The organism is Sphingobacterium sp. G1-14 (genome assembly GCF_002196555.1).
Classification (GTDB): Bacteria; Bacteroidota; Bacteroidia; order Sphingobacteriales; family Sphingobacteriaceae; genus Sphingobacterium; species Sphingobacterium siyangense.
Genome location: NZ_CP021381.1, coordinates 2,316,276 through 2,342,744 on the forward strand (window position 1 = coordinate 2,316,276; position 26,469 = coordinate 2,342,744).

The 26,469-nt window shown below is 40.2% G+C and carries 25 protein-coding genes; 9 read left to right on the forward strand and 16 right to left on the reverse strand.

All coding sequences use genetic code 11. The features are described 5' to 3' along the window. Window positions 1-8: 8 nt before the first annotated feature. The 13 genes from CBM24_RS09555 to hutH all read right to left on the reverse strand — a co-directional run bounded on the left by CBM24_RS09555 (window position 9) and on the right by hutH (window position 10,999). The gene (locus CBM24_RS09555; RefSeq protein WP_088161031.1) at window positions 9-1,004 is read right to left on the reverse strand and encodes a beta-ketoacyl synthase chain length factor; all 996 of its coding nucleotides are present in this window, start codon (window positions 1,002-1,004) and stop codon (window positions 9-11) included. Next, entirely contained in the window at window positions 997-2,178 is a 1,182-nt protein-coding gene (locus tag CBM24_RS09560) for a beta-ketoacyl-[acyl-carrier-protein] synthase family protein (RefSeq protein ID WP_088161032.1), read from the reverse strand. Before CBM24_RS09560 ends, CBM24_RS09555 begins: the two co-directional genes overlap by 8 nt. Before the next feature lie 3 nt (window positions 2,179-2,181). Then, a complete protein-coding gene (locus CBM24_RS09565) occupies window positions 2,182-2,439 on the reverse strand; it encodes a phosphopantetheine-binding protein (RefSeq protein WP_075991965.1) in 258 nt (85 codons plus the stop codon). Window positions 2,440-2,442: 3 nt separating this feature from the next. After that, the gene (locus tag CBM24_RS09570; RefSeq protein WP_088161033.1) at window positions 2,443-3,042 is read right to left on the reverse strand and encodes a 3-oxoacyl-ACP synthase; all 600 of its coding nucleotides are present in this window, start codon (window positions 3,040-3,042) and stop codon (window positions 2,443-2,445) included. 2 nt (window positions 3,043-3,044) lie between these two features. Next, a complete protein-coding gene (locus tag CBM24_RS09575; RefSeq protein WP_088161034.1) occupies window positions 3,045-4,199 on the reverse strand; it encodes a beta-ketoacyl synthase N-terminal-like domain-containing protein in 1,155 nt (384 codons plus the stop codon). Continuing rightward, a complete protein-coding gene (locus CBM24_RS09580) occupies window positions 4,196-4,645 on the reverse strand; it encodes an acyl-CoA thioesterase (RefSeq protein ID WP_198386080.1) in 450 nt (149 codons plus the stop codon). Before CBM24_RS09580 ends, CBM24_RS09575 begins: the two co-directional genes overlap by 4 nt. Window positions 4,646-4,647: 2 nt before the next feature. Continuing rightward, entirely contained in the window at window positions 4,648-5,106 is a 459-nt protein-coding gene (locus tag CBM24_RS09585) for a hypothetical protein (RefSeq protein WP_198386081.1), read from the reverse strand. A 135-nt stretch (window positions 5,107-5,241) separates the two neighbouring features. After that, window positions 5,242-6,123 carry a lipid A biosynthesis acyltransferase gene (locus CBM24_RS09590; protein WP_088161037.1) on the reverse strand — a complete coding sequence of 294 codons (882 nt, stop codon included), beginning with the start codon at window positions 6,121-6,123 and terminating at the stop codon, window positions 5,242-5,244. A 14-nt stretch (window positions 6,124-6,137) separates the two neighbouring features. Beyond that, window positions 6,138-6,374, reverse strand: coding sequence for an acyl carrier protein (locus CBM24_RS09595; RefSeq protein WP_075991971.1), 237 nt, complete (start codon window positions 6,372-6,374; stop codon window positions 6,138-6,140). A 9-nt stretch (window positions 6,375-6,383) separates the two neighbouring features. After that, entirely contained in the window at window positions 6,384-7,610 is a 1,227-nt protein-coding gene (locus CBM24_RS09600; protein WP_075994721.1) for a beta-ketoacyl-[acyl-carrier-protein] synthase family protein, read from the reverse strand. Window positions 7,611-7,614: 4 nt separating this feature from the next. Then, the gene (fabG, locus tag CBM24_RS09605; protein ID WP_088161038.1) at window positions 7,615-8,346 is read right to left on the reverse strand and encodes a 3-oxoacyl-ACP reductase FabG; all 732 of its coding nucleotides are present in this window, start codon (window positions 8,344-8,346) and stop codon (window positions 7,615-7,617) included. Window positions 8,347-8,361: 15 nt separating this feature from the next. After that, the gene (locus CBM24_RS09610; RefSeq protein WP_088161039.1) at window positions 8,362-9,477 is read right to left on the reverse strand and encodes a WG repeat-containing protein; all 1,116 of its coding nucleotides are present in this window, start codon (window positions 9,475-9,477) and stop codon (window positions 8,362-8,364) included. After that, the gene (gene hutH, locus CBM24_RS09615) at window positions 9,470-10,999 is read right to left on the reverse strand and encodes a histidine ammonia-lyase (RefSeq protein ID WP_088161040.1); all 1,530 of its coding nucleotides are present in this window, start codon (window positions 10,997-10,999) and stop codon (window positions 9,470-9,472) included. Before hutH ends, CBM24_RS09610 begins: the two co-directional genes overlap by 8 nt. A 127-nt stretch (window positions 11,000-11,126) precedes the next feature. On the opposite strand from hutH, the gene CBM24_RS09620 reads away from it, so the two are divergent. Further along, complete coding sequence (locus CBM24_RS09620; protein ID WP_088161041.1) at window positions 11,127-12,371, forward strand: NAD(P)/FAD-dependent oxidoreductase; 1,245 nt, start codon at window positions 11,127-11,129, stop codon at window positions 12,369-12,371. On the opposite strand, the gene xerD is transcribed toward CBM24_RS09620, so the two are convergent. Next, the gene (gene xerD, locus CBM24_RS09625; protein ID WP_075991976.1) at window positions 12,372-13,274 is read right to left on the reverse strand and encodes a site-specific tyrosine recombinase XerD; all 903 of its coding nucleotides are present in this window, start codon (window positions 13,272-13,274) and stop codon (window positions 12,372-12,374) included. A gap of 249 nt (window positions 13,275-13,523) precedes the next feature. Between xerD and CBM24_RS09630 the strand changes: the two genes are divergently transcribed. Continuing rightward, the gene (locus CBM24_RS09630) at window positions 13,524-16,379 is read left to right on the forward strand and encodes a M16 family metallopeptidase (protein WP_088161042.1); all 2,856 of its coding nucleotides are present in this window, start codon (window positions 13,524-13,526) and stop codon (window positions 16,377-16,379) included. Between the two features lie 136 nt (window positions 16,380-16,515). On the opposite strand, the gene CBM24_RS09635 is transcribed toward CBM24_RS09630, so the two are convergent. After that, entirely contained in the window at window positions 16,516-17,376 is an 861-nt protein-coding gene (locus tag CBM24_RS09635; RefSeq protein ID WP_028068906.1) for an RNA polymerase sigma factor RpoD/SigA, read from the reverse strand. A gap of 390 nt (window positions 17,377-17,766) precedes the next feature. Here CBM24_RS09635 and CBM24_RS09640 point away from each other — a divergent pair, with 390 nt between their 5' ends. Beyond that, window positions 17,767-17,988 carry a helix-turn-helix domain-containing protein gene (locus CBM24_RS09640; RefSeq protein WP_046675813.1) on the forward strand — a complete coding sequence of 74 codons (222 nt, stop codon included), beginning with the start codon at window positions 17,767-17,769 and terminating at the stop codon, window positions 17,986-17,988. Here CBM24_RS09640 and fmt read toward each other — a convergent pair. Then, window positions 17,985-18,902 (reverse strand): methionyl-tRNA formyltransferase, encoded by a 918-nt coding sequence (gene fmt, locus CBM24_RS09645; RefSeq protein WP_075991979.1) that lies wholly within the window; start codon window positions 18,900-18,902, stop codon window positions 17,985-17,987. The two genes, CBM24_RS09640 and fmt, sit on opposite strands and share 4 nt — an antisense overlap. Before the next feature lie 150 nt (window positions 18,903-19,052). On the opposite strand from fmt, the gene CBM24_RS09650 reads away from it, so the two are divergent. The 6 genes from CBM24_RS09650 to CBM24_RS09675 all read left to right on the forward strand — a co-directional run bounded on the left by CBM24_RS09650 (window position 19,053) and on the right by CBM24_RS09675 (window position 26,459). Next, a complete protein-coding gene (locus tag CBM24_RS09650; RefSeq protein WP_088161043.1) occupies window positions 19,053-20,270 on the forward strand; it encodes an ABC transporter permease in 1,218 nt (405 codons plus the stop codon). Between the two features lie 115 nt (window positions 20,271-20,385). Further along, window positions 20,386-22,509, forward strand: a complete 2,124-nt coding sequence (locus CBM24_RS09655) for a cation:proton antiporter (RefSeq protein ID WP_075991981.1) — start codon at window positions 20,386-20,388, stop codon at window positions 22,507-22,509. Window positions 22,510-22,534: 25 nt separating this feature from the next. Continuing rightward, a complete protein-coding gene (gene icd / locus CBM24_RS09660) occupies window positions 22,535-23,797 on the forward strand; it encodes an NADP-dependent isocitrate dehydrogenase (protein ID WP_088161044.1) in 1,263 nt (420 codons plus the stop codon). A gap of 55 nt (window positions 23,798-23,852) precedes the next feature. After that, window positions 23,853-24,110: a hypothetical protein gene (locus CBM24_RS09665; protein ID WP_088161045.1), complete on the forward strand. Its 258-nt coding sequence runs from the start codon at window positions 23,853-23,855 to the stop codon at window positions 24,108-24,110. Between the two features lie 186 nt (window positions 24,111-24,296). Continuing rightward, entirely contained in the window at window positions 24,297-25,367 is a 1,071-nt protein-coding gene (gene serC / locus CBM24_RS09670) for a 3-phosphoserine/phosphohydroxythreonine transaminase (protein WP_088161046.1), read from the forward strand. 144 nt (window positions 25,368-25,511) lie between these two features. Beyond that, the gene (locus CBM24_RS09675; protein WP_075991985.1) at window positions 25,512-26,459 is read left to right on the forward strand and encodes a D-2-hydroxyacid dehydrogenase; all 948 of its coding nucleotides are present in this window, start codon (window positions 25,512-25,514) and stop codon (window positions 26,457-26,459) included. Window positions 26,460-26,469 lie beyond the last annotated feature (10 nt).

The following is a 26,469-nucleotide window of genomic DNA, read 5'->3' on the forward strand; positions in this document are numbered from 1 at the left end:
TTTAAAATTTAGCATCTCGATAACAGCATTAGACTGTTTTGGTCTCCAAAATTACAAATCAGTACATGTTGAAAAGCACCGATCTTATTTCCAATTGGACTCTCTATCGATCGAAAGGTTTGATTATTCAATTGCTTTAAAGCGAAATCGAATGCAAACACAACATCTGTGTCAAAGTATCCTATCTGCGATTGATAGTTTATTTTAGCTAAGTCGTTGAATGCCTCAGCCTCCATTTCTGATGGGGGTTCCGGCTTTGCCGAACCATAAATAACCAAGTCAAGCTGCTCGGCAGATAGCTTGTTTTTTTTAAGAAATGCAGCTAGTTGGCTTTCTGGTCGTAGCTCTTCTGTTGGATGATAAATTACCATGTCAACCAATTCTCCGAGGGTATGTTGATTCTTTTGATTGGAGAAAATAAAGAAACCGGCACCTTCTGTCCGCGGGATTCCTGTTGTTATCGGTTGATCTGTTGTATTGGCTATGCTCTCGCTGATGTCGATACTGATATCTGAAAGCTCGTCAACGGCACCGACCAATAAAGTTTTCCGTTCGTTCAGCACAAGTTGTAGATAGGCATCAAATACGGTCGATTCAAATGATACGCGACCCTGTGAATAGGTCATATTATAACCTGTATTTTTGATTAAAAGGGCAATTTGACCGGCAACGGTATTGTGCGTCGACTGGATAAATGCAGTCGGTGATAAAAACTCTTCTTGTTGAACAGCAATGGACTGTAAGAATCTATCGGAGTCTATTAGACAGCCTTTTCCACTTCCAACGAGGATACCGTCCAGCTCACTGCGATCAATCTGTTGCAGTGCTTCCATAGCACATATAATTCCCATTTTTACAGCTTTGGACATTCGCCTTGCACTGTTGGGCGATAGGATCTTACTGTCTATTTTAGGCAGATCAACCTTGATCCAATTTTCTCGACTATTTGGTAGGCTAAGGTTGTTAACGCATATGCTTGCGGCATTAATATATACTTTATGCATGCGAAAAAATTAAGCTTGAACAATTGCCGCCAAATCCAAAGGAATTGCTGAGTACATGCCGGATGTCTATACGTTGGTGTTCAGCGAGCGGCGGCAAGGCAGGCTGTTCCATGGTATTTTCAAATCTTAAATTAGCAAAGGCCAGTTGATGCTGAATGGCGAGTAGTGCATATATTGCCTCAATACCGGCTGAAGCTCCCAATGTATGTCCAGTATATGATTTGGTTGAACTAAAGGGCGGTATCGCATCGTTAAATAATCGCTGTATCGCCGTTGCTTCTGTTCGATCATTATTTTCGGTCGCCGTTCCGTGTGCATTGATATAATCAATTTCGCTCGGTATCAACTCTGCCATTTTTAGAGCCTCTTGCATAGCCAGATAGGCACCTTCACCGTTATCTGAAGTTGAGGTTTGATGAAAGGCATCATTGGCGTTGCTGAACGCGTTCAGGTAACCTAATATGGGTTTCTTTGTGTTTTTTAAGGATCTTGTAGATTCAAGTACTAAAAAACCTGCACCTTCACCTAAGTTTAACCCCTTTCTATTACTGTCAAAGGGGCGATTAAGTTGGTCGGACAGGAGCATTAAACTGTCAAAGCCATTGATTGTAAATTTTGACAGGGCATCCGATCCGCCCACTAAAACCCGATCTGCGCGTCCCGAGCGCAAAAGTCGAGCCCCAAAGCCAATGGCATTAGCCGCCGAGGAACATGCTGTACTAATAGCCGTCACATAACCATTGCTGCCCAATATTTTGGCCAATATGGCACTTGAATCCCCAACATCCCGGCGTTGTATGAGTGTGTCGTTCTGTTGTAAATGTGGGAAATGTTGTTCAAAAATATCCATTCCCGCAACCGAAGTTCCCAGAACAATTGGCATATCAGCTGCTGCTATAATACCAGCCTGAGACATGGCTTCTTTTGCAGCAATTGCGGCAAGTAGGCTGGTTCGGGAACAATAGCCGGGTACCTCAGTACCTAATTTTTCAATTAATGCTTCGTTCGTTAACGACACTTCACCAACAAGCGTGTGATGTTGATGTTTTCCCGAGATATGTTGAAGCGGTTTGATACCATGCTGTTTCTGGAGCAAAGAATGATAGTTTTGCGCGACATCATTTCCAATGGCGGTAATCATACCCATTCCAGTAACCGCAATAGTATTTTTCATGTTTTATTTCGTTCTATTTTCTGAAATATAGGTTGCCAATGTTTCAATGGATTGAAAAATAGTCTTTCCGATTTTTGGGTCAGTAACTTTAATACCATAATCCTTATCCAATAAAACAGTCAGCTCCAATGCATCAATAGAGTCTAGTCCTAGACCATCTCCAAATAATGGTGCCTGATCTTCAATTTCATCTACAGTGACTTCTTCTAAATTTAAGGCTTCAATGATTTTCGTTTTTAATTCCGATTTCAACTCTTCCATTCTTTATTGTGTTAGTTGTCTTACGACATTTAAATTATGTGCTACAATGCCTGTTTTTTCCACAAGATACAAAACCAATTTATAGTTTCCTTCCATATAATCGACCCAACCGCATAGTACCTTTTCCACTCTACTGGAATTTAAGAGGTAATTGCAGTAATTTACTGCAAGTTGACTGTCGAACTGCGCTGAAACAAAAAAGATATTTTCCGTTTGCAGGTTATGCCTAATCGCAATTTCACCCATACAGACATTGGGCAGGGTATATACAAATATAGCAGGACTGGGATAGTACTGCTCCTTGTCTGCGATGGTATTAAGGTGCTTTAAGTCGGTATCAAGGCTACTGTGCCTATTCGACAAGACAATGCCGATATTCTTTATTTTTTCCTCTTTTAATAGTAATTCAGCTCCTAGCCAAGCTAATTTGCTGAGGTTATCCATCTTGAAAAACTTCGGGTAAGTCGTTTCTAGTGAATAGTAAAATGCTTTTGAAAAAGTAGCAAAATCTGTGGATATTGCTGCTGAAATCTGTTCACCATTAACATATACGCCCTGTGTATCGATGCGGCAATGCCTGCTGATTTGATAGTGTTGTTCCATGCTTATCGTAACTCCCTTTCAAATAATATGGCTGTATTTGTGCCAGCAAATCCTGATGCTGTTTTTAAGCAGCGAATAAGAGGTTGGGGTTGTTCCAATAGCTCAGTGACAACCGCTAGAGGTAATGAAGTGCCTTGTTTTTGATAGCCTAAACTGGGGAGTAGTAAATTATTTCGTAAGCATTCCAAAGAAATAATACTCTCGATGAGTCCAGCGGTTCCCAAGGTATGACCGAAGTACCCTTTTAAGCTATTGATCGGTTTAGTGGCTAATCCGGAATGATGTATGGCCACAGCTTCCATTTCATCGTTGTAAATTGTTGCTGTTCCATGTGCACAAATAAAATCAACAGATTTTGGTTCTAATTTGGCTTCGGCCAATGCAGATGCGATGCTAAGTCTCAGTCCTTCGCCTGTACGTGATGGTCCTGAAATGTGATTTGCGTCGTTGATTGAGGCTTCGCCGGCGATAAAGAATTCTTGATCTGTTAATTTTTGGCCGGTGACATGAATTGCTGCCGCTGCTTCGCCGAGATTTAAGCCCTGTCTAAACTCGTCATAGGGTTTACATACCGAGTTACTTAGGGCCTGAAAAGACTTAAATCCTGAAACGACAAATTCACTGACCAGGTCTCCAGCAACGATAATGGCATCTTTACAATAATCCATCTGAATAAGTCGTTTAGCGGTCGAGATGGCCTGCAGACCCGATACACAGGCATTGCTAATGATTATCGGAGGCCGTTTAAAACCAAAAAAATCGGCTATTCTTTGAGCCAGTACGGGAAGGCTTGCTGCAACAATATCGTTTGCTCCGCCTGTGCATTGCGCGATATTGCCCTTGGTTGTTGATACGATTAATTCAGTCTCTTGTGTAATAACAACTGCTTTGACAAGAGGTACTAATGCGGCTATCATGAGCTTTTCTAGTTTTGAGAATGCCGCATCGAAGGGGAGCTGTGTGTCCTGCAGCAATTTGTTTAAATGCTGATCCAATTGTTCTTCTTCAACAATAGCGGCGTAAACGTCTCCATGTAATTCAGCAAAGTCGGTCAACTTGATTCCTGATTTGCCGCGAACAAGGGCATTCCAGGTGTCTGTCAGATTATTACCTATGGGGGATACACAATTGTATGGGCCTAAATACACCTTTTTCATTTGCTGACAAAATCAAGCCGATTTTTCCATTGCTGAAAAAAGTCCGGAGTATACAATTGTAAGTTTCCTGAAGAATCTAAAAATACCTGGATCGTTTCACCTAGGCAGACAACCTGATTGTTGTCATTTAGGATGCGGTAACGATAAATAATCTTTGCTGCTTTGGTATCCAATAGGGATGTTTCAATACGTGCATTGTCACCATATTTTAATGGGAGTTTATGTTCGCAGGTACTCTTCACGATCGGTGTTGTATAACCATGGCCATGAATATCTAGATAGGTCAGTCCATGTTCCATGCCGAAAGATTCTCGGCCATCTTCAAAATAACTGATGTAATGGCCATGCCAAACTATCCCCAACGAATCGACTTCATTGAAACGTATACTTAAGGGGCTTGTCCAAGTAATCTGATTAACTTGTTCAGTTCGTTTATTTTTTGCCATAATCATGAAGAAGCTATTACACTTTTTATTTCAGCTTGAGCGATCTGTCGATCTCCTACAAAGCTTTCTACGGAAACGAGTGTAACCCCCATAAACTCTTGTAGAATCGTTGCTTTGGTCAGCAATTTTTCTCCGACCTGAGGGAAGGAATCTATTGAAATACTTTTTATTGTACCGAGATAACCTATAGGTGCAGTTTGTTGTTTAATATAAAAGCTATAGCCAGTATGTAAAGCAATGGATTGCGCCATGTGCTCAATAATACCTGCTTCCAATAATACACCATCTTCCACAAAAATATTATCTTCTTGAATAGTTAAACCTGCTGCCACTGTCTTTTCGGTGAAATCGTACAGGCAGTCAATCATAACCATCGGAGCACGATGAGGTAATAAATTCTGTAAAAATATGTTATCGACTATTGGAAATGGGGCAGCTGTCATTTGTCTAAAAAAGTTCACCCAAAGGTACTAATTAAAAGATAAAATCATAGGTTTCAAGTAGCGCAAAATTGCTTTTGATCGGTTTTAGTACAGCACCTCTGCTGTGTTTTTTTTGTTTATTCAGATAAATAATGTAAACAGAACTGTGGATGTTTATTGGGAATAGTCCTTCCAGAAATCGTAGAAGTTAAACCACTGCATTGGATATTTTTTGATCATATAGGTTAGCGACTGACAATAGGTTTGTAGCAAGCCTTGAGCGTCACGGTGTTTCACTTCCACTTCGCGTGCATAGAGATGATAGTGGAGCTTAGGTTCTTTCATGACATAGACAAAAATAACAGGAACCTTGAGCCTGGAAGCGATTAAAAATGGACCAGCTGGAAATTGTGTGTTTTTGCCCAGTAAATCTGCTGAAAGAGTTTTTGTGCCATCTAGATAGCGATCACCTGTAAAGACAATTAGTTCATTGTTTGTAAGTGCTTCATTGATGGCAAATACGTGGGAGAGGTCTTCTTGGATAACGATGAATTTTACGGTCGATTTACGCGATACTTTTGCCAAGTATGATTTGATGGCTTGATGTTCGCGGTCCGAAATAACCAGATTAATCTGATTTTCGATATTGATGTCCTCCAGGAAATAAGAGGCGATTTCAAAGTTACCGATATGTGCTGATAACAGGATACCACCATTTTTTTTCTCCAAGGCAGATTTTAAAATCGCAATACCGTCAAATTCATAGCTGAATCTGTTGCGCATACCCGCAGCTATGGCTGTTTTATCGATCAGGATTTGACCGAAAGTAAAGTAACTCCGGTAAAATCCAATGAGCGTTGAAGGAAGTGAATATTTTAGTCGATATCTTAGGTAATAATAGATAGAACGGTTGCTACTCCAAGAAGTCAGGAAATAATAAAAAGCTACAAATACCAGCAGCAGATAAGCTGTACGGATTCCTAGCTTTTGAATACAGAATACAAAGATTCGATATCCTAAGACACTACCCTTCGATTGTCCTTTCCACTGACTCATTGGTAAACATTGACTTAGTTATGAGCTGTCTTACGTTTGATGAGGTCATAAAAGTCTTGGAAGGTTTGGATATTTGTGAAATCGGCTTCAACCAATTTGACACCAAAATTGGACTCAATGATAACGACAAGATCGACATAATCCAAACTGTCTAAATTTAATGTATCTTTTAAATTTAGATTCGGTTGGATTAAATCAACATCCACTTCAAACTCATCAACAAGTATTTCGTTAATCTTTTCAGAAATCATTTTTATAAGTTAATCGTTTATTTTTTTAATGACTAATGCAGAGTTTGTTCCCCCAAAGCCAAAAGAATTGGACAAATATAGGTCAAATTCTTTAAATACGGTTTGTTTAACGATATTTAATTTGGCTGAATGTTCATCCGGATTTTCAAAATTAATGTTTGGAGCCATAAAACCATTTAACATCATGATGTTGGAATAGATGATCTCACTGGCGCCTGCCATCCAACATTCATGGCCTGTCATAGATTTTGTGGAGCTGACAAAAGGTTGGCTTTCACCGAATACCTGCAAGATAGCCTGTGCTTCATTGGCATCGCCTACAGGGGTGGATGTGGCATGTGCGTTGATGTAGGCAATATCGGAGGGTTTAACGCCAGCTTGTTTAATTGCGCGTTCCATGGCCAAGGCCGGTCCTTCGACATTTGGTGTAGAAATATGCCCTCCGTTGGATGAAAATCCATAACCTACAATTTCCGCTAGGATAGGGGCTCCTCTACGTACCGCGGATTCATAACTTTCTATAATTATTGTAGCGGCGCCGCCAGAAGGTACCAATCCGGACCGATCTTTGTCAAAGGGACGTGATACTGTTGTAGCCGGCAGGGTATCATCTCCAAAAACACCTAAACCATCAAAACTGGCCATGGCATATTTATTGATCTCTTGCGCCCCACCACAGATAATCATATCTTGCATGCCACTTTTAATCAGGTTGAATCCAAGCCCTAGAGAATGGGATCCGGAGGCACAGGCGGCGGATATCGTCATGTTAATGCCTTTTAAACGGAATATCGTGGAGAGATTCATGGTTACCGTGGAGTTCATTGATTTAAAAATCGCTCCAGAGCCTATCAGGCTGGTATCCTTTTTCTCCCGTACAATATCAACAGCTTCAATAATGGCTTTGGAGACCGAATCATTTCCATAGAGAATCCCAATTTCATGTTCATCGAGAAAAGCATCGTCAATGGCTGCATTTTTTAAGGCTTCCATCGTAGCCAAATACGCATATTCTGTTTCTTCGCCAATGGATATTCGCTGACGGCGGTTCAATTCATGTTTTAAATTTGGTTGTGGAACGGCACCGGTTAATGCGGAACGAAATCCAAAAGTTTTTCGTTCTTCATCGAAGATAATCCCTGATTTCCCTTGTTGCAGAGAATCTTTTACTTCTTCCAATGATGTCCCCAAGCAGGAATATATTCCCATCCCCGTGATCACTACTCTTTGCTCCATAGATTTACGAATAAATTCCTCCATTTATATTAATTACTTCCCCCGTAATATAGCCTGCTTTTGAAGAAGCTAAAAAGGTGACGAGGTCTGCGACTTCCTCAGGTTCCCCAAATCTATTGGCCGGAATCAATTTTTTTAGTTCCTTTTCATCCATATCGGCAGTCATGTCACTGTGAATAAATCCAGGTGCCACAGCATTGACGGTGATATTCCGTTTGGCAACCTCCTGAGCCAGCGCTTTAGTTGCACCTAGCAAAGCCGCTTTGGCCGCCGAATAGTTGGTTTGACCAGCTGTACCTTTTACACCGGATACGGAAATCATATTGATGATACGACCATAACGCTGGCGTAACAGTTTCTGTATAAAAAATTTGGTAACATGATAGAAACCATTGACAGTTGTGTTGATTACCGAGGACCAATCTTCTGCTGGCATCCACATGAATAAGCCATCTTTGGCTATCCCGGCGTTATTAACGATAACTTCAAGCTTAGCTTCGGGATGGCTCGATTCCCAGGTAGATAAGGCCTTGTCGACTGCGGATTTATCTGCGACGTCGAATTTTAGAAGCGAACCACTACCGCCCTTTGCTTCTATAGCAGCAAGTGTTTCTAATGCTGCAGTTTCATTCTGCTGAAAGTTGATCAACACATGATAGCCCAATTCTTGAGCCAGTTTAAGACAAATTGCCCTGCCAATTCCCCTTGATCCACCTGTAACTAAAGCGCATTTCATCCTACAATATGTATATTAATTTTGAAATAATTCTGCATTATCAAACCATTTGTTTCCTAAAAGGTTTCCTTTGGTGTCAATAAATCCCCATTTGCCATTGAGTTTAACTCGCGCTAAACCATCGATAAATCCCTTCTCCTGTTTCTTAAACGTTAGCGCCGCAGTAATCTCATATTGAAAGGGGATGATAACTTTGGCATTTTTATCGATGAATCCCCATTTACTGTCTTTAACTGCAGCGAGGCCCTCCGGAGAAAATGAAAGGGCATCCTGATAGGCAGTAGGGATGACCAATTTACCTGTAGTATCAATATATCCCCATTTCCCATTTAATTTCACTGGCGCTAGACCTTCCTGAAAATTTCGCGCATCATCATAAGTTGCAGGTATCACCCATTTGCCATCCGATGCCATAAAACCGATTTTATTTCCTTGCTGAACAAGGACAAAGTCGGGGTTTTCAATATTTTCAATTTTTGAAATACCGGGGAGGGCAACTTCTTTTTGACCAGATACGAGAAACCAGTTGTTCTGTTTTTTTGCCCACACCAATCCAACATTAAAATCGCCGATATCATCATAATTTGGAGCGACGACCTCTTTTCCCTGATTGTCAATGACACCCCATTTTTTATTTTTGGCGACTTTAGCGTAGCCATCCTTAAATGGACGGATGACATCATAAGTTGGTGGAAGCACAACCTCTTGTTTGTTGTTGATGAGACCTACTAAATTGGTCGCATCACGATAAAAAGCAACACCATCATTGAATTCATAAACCCGCTTGCTAGAGATCGACTTCAGTTCCTGCCCGAGAGAATCAATGTAAAGCCAGCCGCTTGCAGATTTCACCATCGCCATTCCCTGACTGAAGGATTTGGCATTGACGTATTGAGGTTGAATAATATAATTTGCATCTTTATCTACAAATCCCCACCTGCTGCCATCATAAACAGCAATCTTTCCTTCGGATTGATCTTGAGCATTTTTGAATTGAGGTGTAATCTGAAATGATCCATCTTTATTGATAAATCCGACAAGTCCCTTTTCTTGTACCCGCGCCAATTGTTGCGCAGATGCGAAGGTGCATGATAGTATAAATAATCCGCCGAATGTGAGCCTTTTAATCATGATTTTTATTGATTAAGTATTCTTTTACTTTTTTAATAATCGGATACATCACTTGATCCTCGGCAAAGGCCGGAAACAAATTACGCAGGTCCATATACCAAGATAGTGTTTCTTTTGCTAATTTTTCCTGACAACCTAAATGGTCAATTGCCTGTGCTAAAGTAATAAATTCTATCGCCAGCACTTCAAAGGAATTTTCGATGACCTGACTGCATGACATTGCTGCATTCGTACCCATGCTGACAATATCTTGGTTGTCATTATTGTTGGGAATGCTATGGATGTAGAGCGAAGTGCTTAGCGCTTGGGATTCCGCTGTTGTGGATGTTGCCGTAAATTGGACACCCTGCATGCCAAAATTTAGTCCTAATGTGCCTAAATTTACGAAAGGCGGGAAAATCTCATTGATCTTGCTGTTGAGTAGATAATTCAATTGTCTTTCCGCAAGCATTGTCATCTTGGTCATAACCAATTTAAGTTTATCCATTTCCAGTGAAATATAGTCGCCATGAAAATTGCCGCCATGGTACACATGTTGATCGTTTAGATCAACGATGGGATTGTCGTTGGCTGAATTTAGTTCATGCTCAAGCACTGTACCCACATTGTTAATGGTATCCGAAACCGGACCCAATATTTGCGGAACACAACGGACGGAATAGTATTCCTGTACTTTGTCTTTGAAAATATCTTCTTGATTTTCACCGGTATATAGGTGCTCTTCGCGTTTTCGAATCAACTTACTGCTTGCAAGGTGACCGCGCATCTTTTTGGCAATAGCTTGTTGTCCAGGATGCTTTTTGCTTTGATTTAACGCTTCCGAAAAATGATCGTCATAAGCTTGAACGATTTCGTTGATTGCACAGGCTGCTTTGATGGACCAAGATAAGGCTTTTTGCGCATGGTTCCAGTTTAGTATGCCAATCCCTGTCATGACCGAAGTCCCATTGATCAGTGCCAAGCCTTCACGTAGAACAATCTGAATAGGGGCAAGACCTTCAGCATCAAAAGCTTGTTGAGTTGGAATTCGTTCGTTTTTATACATTACCTCACCCTCACCAATTAATACGAGGGCCAAATGTGCGAGCTGTACGAGATCACCACTGGCACCGACACCACCGTGTGCAAAAATAACTGGATAAATATTGCGGTTGATCAATTCTCTCATCAAAGCAATGGTGGACTTATGGACTCCTGAATAACCGAGGGTTAATGTATTTAAGCGTGCTAAAATCGTGCTTTTTACCTGAAGCGGATCAAGAAGTCGTCCTGTTCCTGAGGCATGGCTGCGAATTAGATTGTATTGAAGTTTAGTGCGGTCTTCGTCTTTAATCCGATATTGAGCCATGGGGCCAAAACCGGTATTGACACCATAAATTACTTTGTTTTCAGCAAATTTCTGAAGAAAATTGTGGCTAGCATCTACTTTTTCCCAAATATCGTCATCGATATCCAATTTTTCGTTTCCGTAGGTTATTTGGATAAACTGTTTTAAATCTAAATGGTTGGTGAGTAAGCTCATGATTTATGGGATAGCAATTTTGAAAAACTCTCGAAATTGTTTTTTTTATTTTATTTTTTGTGAATAGATTTGGCAATTATTAATCAGGCACGAAATTAATATTTTTTTCTTTTAATCAAAGCGTATAATGAACGTTGAACAGGTTGACATTTTGATCATCGGGGCGGGACCTTCCGGTTCGGTTGCTGCTGGATATTTACAAAAACAAGGGGCAAGGGTAAAGGTTGTCGAAAAAAGCCAGTTTCCGAGAATCGTGGTAGGAGAGAGTCTAATACCGCGCGTGATGGATCATTTTGATGAAGCTGGGCTGTTTGATGCGTTGGATGCACAAGGTTTCGAAAAGAAATTTGGAGCGCGGTTTATACGCGGGAAGGAAGTCTGTATTTTCGATTTTTCAGATAAATTTTCCGAAGGTTGGGATTGGACCTGGCAGATACCGAGAGCTGATTTTGATCAGGAAATGGCGAATGAGCTTATGCGTAAAGGGGTAGATCTTTCCTTCGGTACAGAAGTAACTGACGTACAATTTGATGGTGCAAAATCGATCACTACGGTATGCGATAGCCAAGGTGTTGAAACAAAAATAGAGGCAAACTTTCTGATCGATTGTTCGGGTTATGGTCGCGTTTTGCCTCGCATGCTAAATTTGGACCAACCCTCACGTTTAAGCCCTCATTCGGCGATATTCAGCCATGTCAATGAGGTTAATCGACCGCTAGGGCAAGAAGGTAGTCTGATTTCTTTTGATATATTGGAAACGCAGGTTTGGTTGTGGGTAATTCCATTTTCCAATGGCAATACTTCTGTTGGAATTGTGGGGCCAACTTCGTTCATCGAAAGTCTGGGCGAAGATACCACTACAGCACTAAATAGGGCTATTCAACTGTCCGATTACTATGTTAAGCGGTTTGGTGATGTCCCTTTTGTTTTTGAACCCCGTAAGTTGAGTAATTATTCTACCGCGGTGAGTAAAATGTATGGGCCAGGGTATGCCTTGACCGGCAATAGTTCCGAATTCCTGGATCCTGTTTTTTCTTCCGGTGTGTGTTTCGCTACAGAATCTGGTATTTTGGCGGCGAAGTTAGCTTTAAGGCAGATCCAGGGTGAAACAGTGGATTGGCAGTCAGAATTTGAAGACTATATGAAAGATGGGATTGCAGTTTTTACAACATATATACAGGAATGGTATACAGGCAATCTGCAGGAGTTATTTTATCATCAACCCGAAAACCCGGAGGTGAAACGTAGCATTTGTGCAATATTAGCGGGATACGTGTGGGATAAAAACAATCCATTCGTTTTGAAACACGATCGTGTGGTGAAAAATTTGGCACATCTTATTCGAATGTCCAAGCAGGAGGAATCGATATAGTTAAGATCTGGGGTGATATTGCGTAATAATGGAATGAAGGTAGTCCCTATCGATGTGTGTGTATATTTCGGTCGTGGTAATACTTTCATGACCGAGCATATCTTGTACAGCTCTTAAGTCGGCACCGCCTTCCACAAGGTGTGATGCAAAGCTATGTCTAAAGGTATGTGGGCTGATGGTTTTTTGTAACCCGATTTTTGCGGCAAGTTCCTTAATGATCAAGAAGATCATAACCCGCGATAATGCGGCGCCTCTTCTGTTGAGGAATACAATATCTTCGTTTCCGGCCTTAATCTTGATATGAGGTCTAACCGTTTCTAAGTAGATGCGAAGGTGTTTAATGGCGTGTTGGCCAATTGGAATTAGGCGTTCTTTGCTTCCCTTGCCCTCAACTTTGATAAATTCTACATCTAAAAAAAGGTTTGATATTTTGAGGGTGACAAGTTCGGAAACACGGAGACCACATCCGTATAAGATTTCGATGATCGTTTTATTACGTTCACCTTCGGGTGAAGAAAGATCGATTGCCGAGATTAATTGATCGATCTCCTGTATGCTCAAAACGCTGGGCAGCTTGCGTGCCAAGCGTGGCGCCTGAAGGAGATCGGTCGGATTGTTGACGAATTCATGCTCGATCATCAAAAAGCTAAAGAATGTCTTAAGGCCAGATATCAACCTGGATTGTGTGAAGGGCGAAATATTAAATTCCTGCAACCAAGCCAAAAACTCCTGTATATTCTTTCTCGTTACGGTATTTAAAACCAAATGATTGTCTTCACAGTAGATCTGAAATTTGGATACATCATTTAAGTAAGCATCAATTGAATTAATGCTCAAGCCTCTTTCGAACTTTAAGAATTGTTCGAATTCCTTTTTTATATCACTCCAGTTTTCAAAATCCATTTGCAACAAAATTACAATTAACTGTTGTTCTTTTCGAAAGTTATTCTGTATTTTTAGATGGAATTTTTACAGATTATAAATAACACAAAGAGACGTTCCCTAATGGAGGGACCCGATTCCTCCTTGGATAATGAAAAAAGTATTGATCTGTATTTTACTATTTATCGGGACAATTGATCTCCAGTTCCGTTTACCCTAATATAAAACAATTAGCAAAAATAACTGACTAAAAAAAAGACATTTTTTTGTATGAAATTCATTAAACCACTTGCATTAGCTTTTCTGTTACCGGCTACATTCTATATAGCAGAAGCAAAAAAGCCAACTACGTTAACCGCGGAAGCACGGGCGATTCTATCCCAAGATAGTTTGGCCCTGAATCAAAAATTACCCTTCGACAACGAAGTCATCACGGGGAAGCTGAAAAATGGATTTACATACTTCATTCGTAAAAATAGCGAGCCTAAGGGGCGTGTCACCATGTATTTGGGCATGAAGGCCGGCTCCATTCTGGAAAATGAAAAACAGCTTGGTTTGGCACATTTTTTAGAGCATATGAACTTCAATGGCCTGAAGCATTTTCCAAAGAATGAATTGGTTAACTACTTGCAAAAGGCAGGAGTTCGATTTGGCTCGGATCTGAATGCCTATACGAGCTTTGATCAGACAGTTTATCAGCTACCAATTCCTTCTGATGATCCTGAACTTTTAAAAAATGGTTTACAGGTGATGCGCGACTGGGCTCAGGATGCTTTGTTGGATGGCGAAGAAATTGATAAAGAGCGGGGCGTTATCCTCGAAGAAAAACGTGGTGGAAGAGGAGTGCAGCAGCGTTTACAGGATCAATACTTTCCGATGTTGCTCAATGGATCCCTTTACTCCAAACGTTTACCTATCGGAACTGAACAGATCCTGAAAACATTTCCTTATACAGAAATACGCAAATTCCACCAAGACTGGTATCGCCCAGATTTACAGGCTCTAATCATTGTTGGCGATATTGATCCTAAGGAAATGGAAGAAAGGGTGAAAGTTTTGTTTTCCGATATGAAAATGCCAAAAAAAGCATTGGAGCGTAAAAAATATCGTGTTGATTTGTTAAACAAGAACCAGTTCTTGGCAATTTCAGATCCGGAACTGCCTTATACCGTCGCGCAGATTTTGATTAAAAGTGAAAAAGAAAAAGTTTCCACTGTAGGAGATTATAGAAACGAGCTGTTGAAGAGTGTTTTCAATCAGATGATCGCAGGTCGTTTTTCTGAATTGATGCAGCAACCGAACCCTCCTTTTATGCAGGCAGGTGGAAGTATCAGCGATTTTGTTGCTAACCTTAATACTTTTTCATTGCTGGTGGTCCCAAAACCGGGCGAGTTGGAATCCGGATTTAAGGCGATGCTAACAGAATTTGAGCGTATTCAAAAATACGGTTTTACACAGACGGAGTTGGATCGTGCCATCGCAGATATGAAAAAAGGTAACGAGATGTCTTTTATCGAGCGTGACAAAAAGAAATCGGATAGTTACGTCAACCGTTATCTAAATTATTTTATTGATGATGAACCCGCTTTAAGTAATGAAAACGCCTATCGTTTGACTAAACAGCTGTTACCAACGTTGAAGCTGTCAGAAGTAAATGGCTTGGTGAAAAAATATTATACCGATCTGAACCGCGATGTTTTGGTTATGGGGCCAGAGAAGGATAAGGCCAACTTACCGGCTGAGTCTACCGTAATGAGCTGGGTAAAAGCAGTTGAAGAGACTCCTGTGACAGCTTATGAAGATAAAGTGTCCAATCTTCCCTTGCTTTCAAAAGAACCGGTGAAAGGCGCTGTTGTATCGTCAAGAAATATTGACGCCGTTCAAGCGAAAGAATTGACCTTAAGCAATGGTGTTAAAGTGATCTTAAAGCCTACGGACTTTAAAAATGATGAGATACAGATTATGGCGTATAGTCCAGGTGGAACATCTGGCTATAACGATGCAGATTACTTTTCGGCCTCTAACGCATCCTCTTTAATTGATGCAAGCGGCGTTGGACAAATGAACAACGTTGAGCTTACGAAGTATCTTTCGGGAAAAGATGTTTCCATCTCTCCGTACATTTCTGAACGCTACGAAGGTATCTCAGGTAGCACAGATAAAGAAGGATTGAAGAATGCTTTTGAATTGATTTATGGTTATTTTACCGAACCTCGCTTGGACGAGGATATTTTCCAGAGTACCATGACCCGGGCAAAAGGATCTTTGGAAAATAGATTGAGCAATCCAAATAATGTATTCTCGGATAAAGTGAAAGAAGTGCTTTATGGCAACAATGTCCGTCGGCAAAACCCAACCGTAGAAACGATCAATAAAATTGATCGGGAGCGTGCTTTGGCAATCTACAAAGAACGATTTGCGGATGCTTCGGATTTTGTGTTTACAATTGTGGGGTCATTTGACGAGAATCAGATCAAGCCTTATTTAGAAACCTATCTTGCCTCGTTGCCGGCCCTTAAAAGAGGGGAGAGCTATAAGGATTTAAATATTCTGGAGCCGAGCAAGGGAGAGCGCGTGGTTGTTCATAAGGGAAAAGAAGAAAAGGCAAGTACGCAATTGGCCTACTATGGGGACTATACCTATAATGAAACTGAAAATGTTAATATGGAAGCCTTGGAGAGTGTTTTGACGATCAAATTGCTTGAAAGACTCCGGGAAAAAGAAGGTGGTGTTTATGGAGTGGGTGCTCGGGCTAGTTTTAGTAAGCTGCCAAAAGCGCGTTATGCTTTCTCCATTGGTTTCGGTTCCGCAGTAGATAAGGCTGATGCTTTAATTGCTTCGGCATTGGATGAGGTGAAAAAGATTCAGGAACAGGGCCCCGAAAATGGAGATATTGAGAAGTTCCTAGCAGAACAACAGCGACAAAATGAGTTAAATCTTCGTGAAAATGGCTATTGGCTGAATTACATATCAAGTTCATATCAGAATGATCTTGATCTTACGCGATATACACGAAGAATAGACAATTTGAAGAAGGTAACTTCAAAGTCAGTGCAGGACGTTGCCGGGAAATATTTGAAAAGAGATCGACTTTTTGAATTTATCTTGATGCCGGATTCTAAATAACAGGAATCTTGGAAAATAGAAAAAGGGTTGGCTGCTCAGTAGGCAACCCTTTTTCTATTGGACAAAAAATTATGGACAAAAAAAATCCCAACCATTTCTGATTGGGATTGCCAAAATGTCTAATAAGTATCTCTTGTTAACCCAAATAGGATTTTAAGATTTTGCTTCTTGAAGTGTGTCTCAAACGCTGAAGAGCTTTATCTTTGATCTGACGAACACGTTCACGTGTCAAATTGAATTTCTCTCCGATTTCCTCTAACGACAATTGGTGATTGGAACCTAAGCCGAAGAAAAGTACGATAATTTCACGTTCTCTTTCTGTCAATGTTGCCAATGATCGTTTGATTTCTTCTGATAGAGACTCATCAATCAAAGAACTGTCTGTGTCTGGATCATGGTTCTCCAAAACGTCCAAAAGTGTGTTTTCTTCACCTTGAACAAAGGGAGCGTCCATAGATACGTGACGGCCAGAGTTACTTAGGGTATCCGAAACCTTGTCTACTGTGGTTTCAAGGATATCCGCCAATTCTTCTGGAGATGGTTCCCGTTCGTATTCTTGTTCTAGTTTTGAGAAAGCCTTACTGATTTTGCTCAATGAACCGACTTGGTTCAATGGCAGACGTACGATACGCGATTGTTCAGCAATTGCTTGAAGAATAGATTGGCGAATCCACCAAACGGCATAAGAAATGAATTTAAACCCCTTTGTCTCGTCAAAACGTTTAGCTGCTTTAATTAAGCCCAGGTTACCTTCATTGATTAAATCACCTAAGGTTAAACCTTGATTTTGATATTGTTTTGCTACTGATACTACGAAACGAAGGTTGGTTTTAGTCAATTTTTCCAAGGCAACTTGATCGCCTTCGCGGATACGCTGTGCTAATTCTACTTCTTCTTCTGCTGTAATTAAGTCTACTTTACCAATTTCGTGTAAGTATTTGTCCAAAGACTGTGACTCACGATTGGTGATAGATTGTGTAATTTTGAGCTGTCTCATTAATTTTTATTAATTCTCCTCTCTAAGAAATGTTTGCGAAAATACGAAAAATTTTTGAATTATTAATGGAAAATTGATTATCTAGCCACTCATATTTAATGAGTTAGGTTTTTTTGAGTTTCAATTTTTAATCATCAAAAACTATTCCATTTTAATATTTTTTTTCTTCTTATCTGTTGCTGTAATATTCAACTGTTTGATATTTAAAGTGCTAAAGGGTTTAATTTTTTTTTCTTATTCTAGACAATTTAACTCGACGGTAGCTGATTTATTATGCAATATGCATTCCTCAAATTTATTTTAAAATGATAATTTTATGATAAAACAAAAAGATGGATCTTTTGTTTTATTAGTGACATTAAATAAATTTAAAAGAATAAAAATTATATTATGCCAATCTTAATTCACTTGGATAAAATAATGAAAGAGAAAAAAATGTCGCTTAACCAATTGAGTGACAATGTCGGAATTACCCTTTCCAATCTTTCAATCATCAAGAATCAAAAGGCGAAGGCATTGCGATTAGATACCCTTGAAGCGATATGCAAGGCGCTAGACTGTCAGCCTGGTGATCTGCTGCAATATTATGATGGTGGTGATGAAAAAGGCTAAAATCGATAGCCTTTTAAAAAATCGACTACATTCATTCTTTTCTTCCCTTCGAGTTGAAGGTCAGAAATGACAATATAGCCGTCTTGCGCCGCAATTTTTAAGAAACTTTTCTTGTCAGTTTCTATGGTTCCCGGTATTGTAGCTGTATTGACAAGTTCTTTTTCTGTGCTATAGATTTTTAGGACCTTATCATTTAAGAGGGTAAATGCCGCTGGATAGGGGCTTAAACCGCGAATGAAGTTATACACTTGTGCAGTGGGCTGATCCCAGTTTATTTTACAGTCTTCTTTGAAAATTTTTGGCGCATGTTTGAGCGGCTCCGTTGTGAGAAGGACGTCTTGAGGTTTGGGCTGCAAGGCTCCAGCCTTTAATTGCTGAATGGTTTGCAGGAGAGTTTCTGCTCCGGCAACCATGAGGTTATCGTGAAGATCACCCGCATTGTCTGTTTCTTTGATGGCAACTTTTTTAGACAATAAGATGTTTCCCGTGTCGATTTCGTGCTGCAGTAAAAATGTCGTTACTCCCGATTCTTTCTCTCCATTGATGATTGCATGATTTATCGGTGCTGCCCCCCGGTATTGTGGAAGGAGTGAGGCGTGGACATTGATTGTTCCAAATTTAGGCATATTCCAGACGATCTCAGGAAGCATGCGGAATGCTACCACAACCTGTAGGTCCGCCTGAAAACTTTTCAGTTCATCTAAAAATGCCTCATCACGGAGTTTCACTGGTTGAAGAACTGGGATATTATGTTGCGTAGCAAATATTTTCACAGCAGATTCATGTATTTTTTGTCCACGTCCTGCAGGTTTGTCCGGTACCGTAACCACAGCGACAACTTGTTCGCCAGACTGAATCAGTGCTTCAAGTGAAGCTACAGCAAAATCGGGAGTACCCATGAAAATAATACGCATAATACTTGTAATTTTTATAAAACTCTTTAAACCAGTATAGGGGCCTCCTTGTTGAATAGCCTACTGAAAAACGCCTAATTATTTGTCATTTCAGTTTTGTAAATAACAAATTTTTATAACTTTGCGAAGTTACATAAATATATTGAAAGCTTGAATTTTCCTTATTTTTTAGCAAATCGGATCGCATTTTCTGGAAAAAGAACGTTCTCAAAATTGATCGTTCGGGTGACTATTGGTGCAATTGCTCTTGCTATTGCAGCGATTATCATATCTATTGCGGTATTGCGCGGATTTAAGGGAGAGATTATCAGTAAGCAACGGAGTTTTTTTGCCGATGTATTGGTTTTACGTTACGACCTGAATAAGTCTTACGAGAATTCACCCATAACACTTACACCGGAGGTCCGTAAGTCCATATTAGCGATTCCCCAAGTCAACTCAATCAGTTCCTTTGCGACCAAGGCCGGCATCATTAATGTCAACGATGAAGTTGAAGGAGTGGTTCTCAAAGGTATCGATTCCTTGTATAATCAGCAGCCCTTTCAGCGTATGCTGGTGGAAGGGAGCATGATAGACTTTAAATCGGATAATGCGGATAATCAGATTTTGGTGTCCAAGTATCTCGCAGATCGACTGCTCCTAAAAGTCGGTGACGATTTTATTATGTATTTCGTGCAGGATCCTATACGTAAACGTAAATTTGTCATTAAGGGCATTTTTAATACAGGCTCCGAAGAATTAGATAAGGTTTATGTGATCGGGTCTCTCAATGTCATTCGTAAACTAAGCAACCTCGATGATCATGAAGTAGGGGGCTATGAGATTCGGGTTAAAGATTTTAGTCAGCTCGAACAGACAACGAACAAGGTTGAAGATCTGTTGCCTATCGATATGCAGGCAATCAATATCAAGGATCAGGTCCCTGATATTTTTCAGTGGCTGGAATTGCTTGACATGAACACCAAAATCATTTTTATACTGATGACGGTTGTTGCTATTATCAATATGATCTCCGCCTTGCTGATCACCATTCTTGAGCGGACTTCAATGATCGGTATCTTAAAGGCATTGGGGTATCACAATGCCGGAATTCGCCGCGTCTTCATGTACAGTGCCTTGTACCTCATCGGTCTGGGATTATTAATCGGTAATCTTATTGGCTTAGGTTTTTACTTTTTTCAGGATTTTACCCATTTCTTTAAATTGGATGAGAAGACCTACTATATCTCCTATGTGGCCGTTCAACTTCAATGGTCTGATGTGATTTTGGTCAATTTGGCTGTCGTGTTTATCGGAATGATCTCATTATTTATTCCGTCAATGCTAATTACCAAGATTAGTCCGATCAAAGCCATTTCTTTTAAGTAACACTACTTTTAGGCTTCGCTTTCTTGAAAAAATCGTATTTTTAGTGCTGTTAACTATTTTTCGAGCTGTATAGAAAAATAAGTATATACATATTACGGCTAGTATACAAGCACTTATGAATAAAACTTTTGAGCATATTTCCCACGCTTTCGAAGCGCCTTTACAAAATCCTGTACTTATATTTTCGCTGGTACTTTTTATTATCCTGTTATCACCGATCGTACTGCGACCGATTAAGGTTCCGGGTATTATTGGATTGATTATATCTGGTGTTATTATTGGACCACATGGGCTCAACTGGTTGGAAAAAAACTCGGCTATCACACTGTTTTCAACAATAGGCCTGCTCTATATCATGTTTATTGCTGGTTTGGAGTTGGATATGAATGAGTTTAAAAAGACCAAGAATAAGAGTTTACTTTTTGGCTTTTTAACATTTATTGTTCCGATCAGTATTGGCTATCCTGTTTGTCATTTTTTACTGGGCTACGGTGTTTTACCGAGTTTGTTGATATCAAGCATGTTTGCTACCCATACGCTGGTTTCTTATCCCATCGTAAATAGCTATGGTATTTCTAAAATGGAGGCTGTTGCGATCACGATAGGTGGAACAATCCTGACGGATACGGCCGTGCTGATTATTCTTGCGGTGATTACCGGCGTTTCTCAGGGAAATATTGGCAATGAATTTTGGATTACCCTGACGATTTCCTTTGCTATTTTCCTGTTTATCATGTTTGGTGTTATTCCAAGGATTGCAAAATGGTTTTTTGAACGCTTGGGGAGTGAGAAGACATCTAATTATATCTTCGTGCTCTCTGTCGTGTTTTTTGCTGCATTTTTAGCGGAAATTGCCGGCCTTGAGCCTATTATTGGGGCTTTCGTTGCCGGTCTGGCTCTCAACAAACTGATACCACACTCTTCCGCTTTGATGAACCGAATTGAGTTTATCGGCAATGCGATTTTTATTCCTTTCTTCTTGATATCTGTGGGGATGATTGTCGATGTCAGCGTGATTTTGAAGGGGCCGCAGGCACTTATTATTGCTGGAACACTGACCGTTGTGGCTATCGTCGGTAAATATGTGGCCGCATGGTTGACGCAGCTCGTTTTTAAATATAGCCGTGGTCAGCGCAATCTGATATTTGGTTTAAGTAGTGCTCATGCTGCTGCAACACTAGCTGTAATCATGGTTGGACATAAGAACGGTATTATCGATGAGAATGTGCTTAATGGTACGATTCTGTTGATTTTGGTTACCTGTATTGTCGCTACAGTGGTTACAGGGAATGCCTCGCGTAAAGTGGTTATGGATGGTGAACAGGACGAAGAACATACAGATGTGGTGAAGGAAAAAGATGAAAACATCTTGATATCTATCGCTAACATGGATAATATGGAGCCTATTTTGGATTTTTCAACCTATATTAAAAGTAAGAAATGTTCCTATCCAGTCAATATCGTGTCCGTTGTGAAGGATAATGAGCAGGCTCAATTAAATATGTCCAAAGCACGGAAGAACCTGGATAACATGGTCAGGTATGCTTCGGGTAGTGAAACAAACGTTAATATCAGTGCCACAATAGATTTAAACATTGCTAGCGGGGTTGCACGGTCGGCAAAAGAAGTTTCTGCCAATTGTATTGTTTTGGGCTGGCCGAGTGCGGCCAATTTTATGGATAAGTTTGTTGGAGAAAAAACGGAAAGTATCTTAAACAGAACCTCGGCTAATGTGATGTTATGTCATTTTAAAAAACCTTTTATTTCTAATAAATCCATTGTCGTTTTTGCACCACCCATGTGCGAGGCAGAATTTGGGTTCGAGTATTGGCTGGAGAAGGTTGTTAAACTGGCGCAGGAGCTATCCGTTCCGGTAACATTTGTTGTTGATGAACGCTCTGCTGCCGCCATTAAAGAACATCTTGTTGAGCTGAAAAATTCTGTTCCTGTCACCTTTGAGTATTACGATGCCTGGGACAATTTGCAGGGCCTTAAAGCGTTTAAGGAAGAAGATGCGATGTTTATTTTTGTTTCGGCCAGAAATGGAGAAGTTTCCTATCGTGATTCTCTAGATGGGGTAGCAAAGAAATTAGATCGTATTTATGCAAACGAAAATCTTGTTTTAGTGTTTCCTAGTAGAGTGGAAAATGCACACATCGACGAGTATGAAGATGTTGAAGCAGCTCCAATCTTTAGAAAAATTAGCAAAGAGATCGGAAATATGTTTAATAAGGGATAGTAATTGTCCGTTAAAATTGAAGGTTATGTCAAATAAGATTACAATGTCAAGTGAAGGAACTTTACAGGTTCCAGATTTTCCAACAATTCCTTTTATTATCGGCGACGGTATTGGTCCTGATCTTTGGCATGCGGCAGTGCGTGTTTTTGATCAAGCGGTGGAGAAAGCGTATGATGGAAAACGGAAAATAACATGGAAGGAGGTGCTGGCAGGTGAAAAAGCTTTTAACGAAACAGGCGAATGGCTACCAAAAGATACCCTAAATGTACTAAAAGAATACCTCGTTGGAATTAAAGGGCCACTAACCACGCCAGTAGGTGGCGGAATCCGTTCTTTGAATGTTGCTTTGCGTAAGGATTTGGATCTCTACGTATGTCAAAGGCCGACAAAATGGTTTGTGGGCGTACCTTCACCAGTCAAACATCCGGAATATGTGGATATGGTGATTTTTCGTGAAAATACGGAGGATATTTATGCTGGAATAGAGTTTCAGGCGGGAACAGCTGAAGCCAACAGGTTTCAGGATTTCTTGCATGACGAGCTTGATATTGATTACAATTTCTCGGCCACAACAGGAGTCGGTGTCAAACTGGTTTCTGAGGAAGGGTCGAAAAGACTGGTCCGTGCGGCAATAGAACATGCTATTCATCACAATTTACCTTCAGTGACGATTGTTCACAAAGGAAATATCATGAAATTTACGGAGGGTGCTTTTAAGATTTGGGGGTATGAGGTTGCTGAAACGGAATTTGCCGACAAAACGTATACCTGGGGACAATGGGAGCGAACGAAAGCAGAAAAAGGTGCGGAGGTTGCTAATCAGGAACAAAAAGCCGCCTTGGATTCAGGTAAAATTTTGATTAAAGATATTATTGCCGACAATTTTTTACAGCAGATCTTACTTAATCCACGGGATTTTTCCGTTGTGGCAACTTTAAATCTGAACGGTGATTATATTTCTGATGCGCTGGCCGCAATGGTTGGCGGTATAGGGATCGCACCGGGAGCTAATATCAATTTTAAAACAGGGCATGCTGTTTTTGAAGCTACTCACGGCACAGCACCTCGTTTTGCAAATACCAATACCATGAATCCTTCGTCGGTTATTTTAAGCGGTGTTATGCTACTCGAATACCTTGGATGGACAGAAGCAGCGGCGGCAATTGTTAAGGCCTTGGGCGAAACCATAATTGCCAAGACCGTGACCGTAGATTTTTACAATTTAATGGATGATGCTACATTAGTCAAAACAAGTGAATTTGCCGATCGAATTATCGAAAAAATATAAGAATTTTATTTTCTGAGATATTAAGCAGAAATTTGAATAAAATTTCTGCTTTTTTATGGATTACAATCAGCTTCCTCCTTTTATAAGGGAATCGAATATTTTTACGGAAAACGAGAAAATTAAGTTGGCTCAGATCGAACGTTTACCCACTCCACATGAGGTAGATGATATAACTAGTCTCCCTGAAATTTACGAATTGCTTAATGCCTTTATTGGCGATCAATCCGCCCGTAATACCCATCTTCAACTTAAAGCTAAGGAGTATTTGCAAGATAATCAGGTAGATATGGCGTGGAAAGTGCTGCTTATTTGATATTTTTTGCATTGAACTAGGTGTTTGTTGTGCGATCTTTTTATTGAAATCATTTAGAATTTTATAAATTTTCAATAAAAAAACAGATTAGTTGAAAAATATATAATTTTATTTTACCTTTGGTTTTTAAACAACGGATTGCTTAGCTAGGGTTAAAGAATAGCAATCAAACAAACTATAACATCAATGAAACATAATTTTGGAGCAGGTCCATGTATTCTGCCAAAGGAAGTATTTCAACAAGCCTCAGAAGCTGTAATTGATTTTAACAACACCGGTTTATCAATTTTAGAGATCTCTCACCGTTCCAAAGAGTTTGAAGCAGTGATAGACGAAGCCACACAATTAGTACGCGAGTTATTGGCAGTACCTCAGGGATATTCGATTCTTTTCCTTCAAGGAGGGGCTAGTTTGCAATTTGCAATGGCGCCGTTGAATCTTTTACCGGAAGGAGGTAAAGCTGCTTATTTGGATACTGGTGTCTGGGCTACAAAAGCATTAAAAGAAGCTAAAAAATTCGGTACAGTAGATGTTGTAGCTTCGTCGATTGATAAAAATTATTCCTACATCCCTAAGGGATATGCCATCCCAACAGATGCTGCATATTTTCATTATACAGCTAACAATACCATTTACGGTACTGAGGTTTTTGATAAACCTGAAACGGCATTGCCAGTGGTTGTTGATATGTCTTCTGATATTTTCTCACGTGAGATCAATGTTGCTGACTATGATTTGATCTATGCTGGTGCTCAAAAAAATATGGGCCCTGCAGGTGTTACACTCGTGATTGTTAAAGATGACATCTTAGGTAAATCAGGACGTGTTCTTCCGTCGATGTTGGATTATCAATTGCATATCAATGGTGGTTCAATGTACAATACTCCACCGGTATATTCGATCTTTGTTTCGATGTTAAACCTTCGTTGGTTAAAAGCAAAGGGCGGTGTTTCTGTATTGGAGCAAGAGAATATCATCAAAGCACGTGCTTTATACGATGAAATCGACCGTAACCCATTGTTCAAAGGTACTGCAGCTGTTGAAGATCGTTCACGCATGAATGTTACTTTTGTAATGGATACACCAGAGTTGGAAGCTGAATTTTTGGCTTTGGCAAAAGAGCGTAATTTGATCGGAATCAAAGGTCACCGTTCTGTAGGTGGATTTAGAGCTTCGATTTACAATGCTTTACCATTAAGCAGCGTAAATGCGTTGATTGATGCAATGAAAGAATTTGAGGACACGCATACGGCATAAGGCAGTGTGCATGTTGCTGAAATTTAGCAGTTGACAAACAGATAATTAGTTAGATTAAGAATTATAGAGGTCGTATCGTATTCACCTGGTTGGATCTTCCGATGAGTTGAACGGCACTGATACCTTTAAAAACGAATTATAAAGATGAAAATATTAGCGAATGACGGTATCGATCCACTAGGAAAGAAAATGTTGGAAGATGCAGGTCATAGTGTAGATACAACTCATATTCCGCAAGAAGAGCTTCCAGAAAAGCTCCTTGCTTATGATGCAATCACGGTACGTAGTGCAACTAAAGTACGTCAGGCCCTGATTGATGGCTGCCCTAACTTGAAAGTTATCGGCCGTGGTGGAGTAGGCATGGATAATATTGATGTAGACTACGCCCGTTCAAAAGGGATTGCTGTTGTCAATACCCCTGCAGCATCTTCTTTATCAGTTGCTGAGCTGGTTTTTGCTCACCTATTGAATGGTGTACGTTTCTTATACGATTCTAATAGAAAAATGCCTGTTGAGGGCAATACAAAATTTGGTGCCCTTAAAAAAGCTTATGGTGCTGGTACTGAGCTTCGTGGTAAGACGATCGGTATCGTTGGATTTGGTCGTATCGGTCGCGAAGTTGCCAAAATCGCCATTGGTCTGGGGATGGATGTGGTTTACACGGATTTGTTCGAAGGACCAAAAACATTGACCATAACACTTTCAGGTGGTATCCAAGTTGAGGTACCTATTCAACAAGTGGAGATGGACAACTTATTTAAAGTTTCAGATTTTATCTCTTTACATGTTCCATTTTTGGATAAACCAGCTATCGGAGCTGCAGAGTTCCCATTATTGAAAGATGGTGTTGGCTTAGTTAATGCCTCGAGAGGCGGCGTTATTGATGAATTGGAATTAGTGAAAGCATTGGATTCAGGCAAAGTTGCATTCGCCGGTTTAGATGTATTCGATAATGAACCTACTCCACGCGAAGAGATCTTAAAACATCCAAAAATTTCGTTGACGCCACATATTGGGGCGGCAACCAATGAAGCTCAAGAAAGAATCGGCGAAGAATTGGCCGGTCTACTGATCGAAAACTTGAAGAAGTAATTCTTCCGCA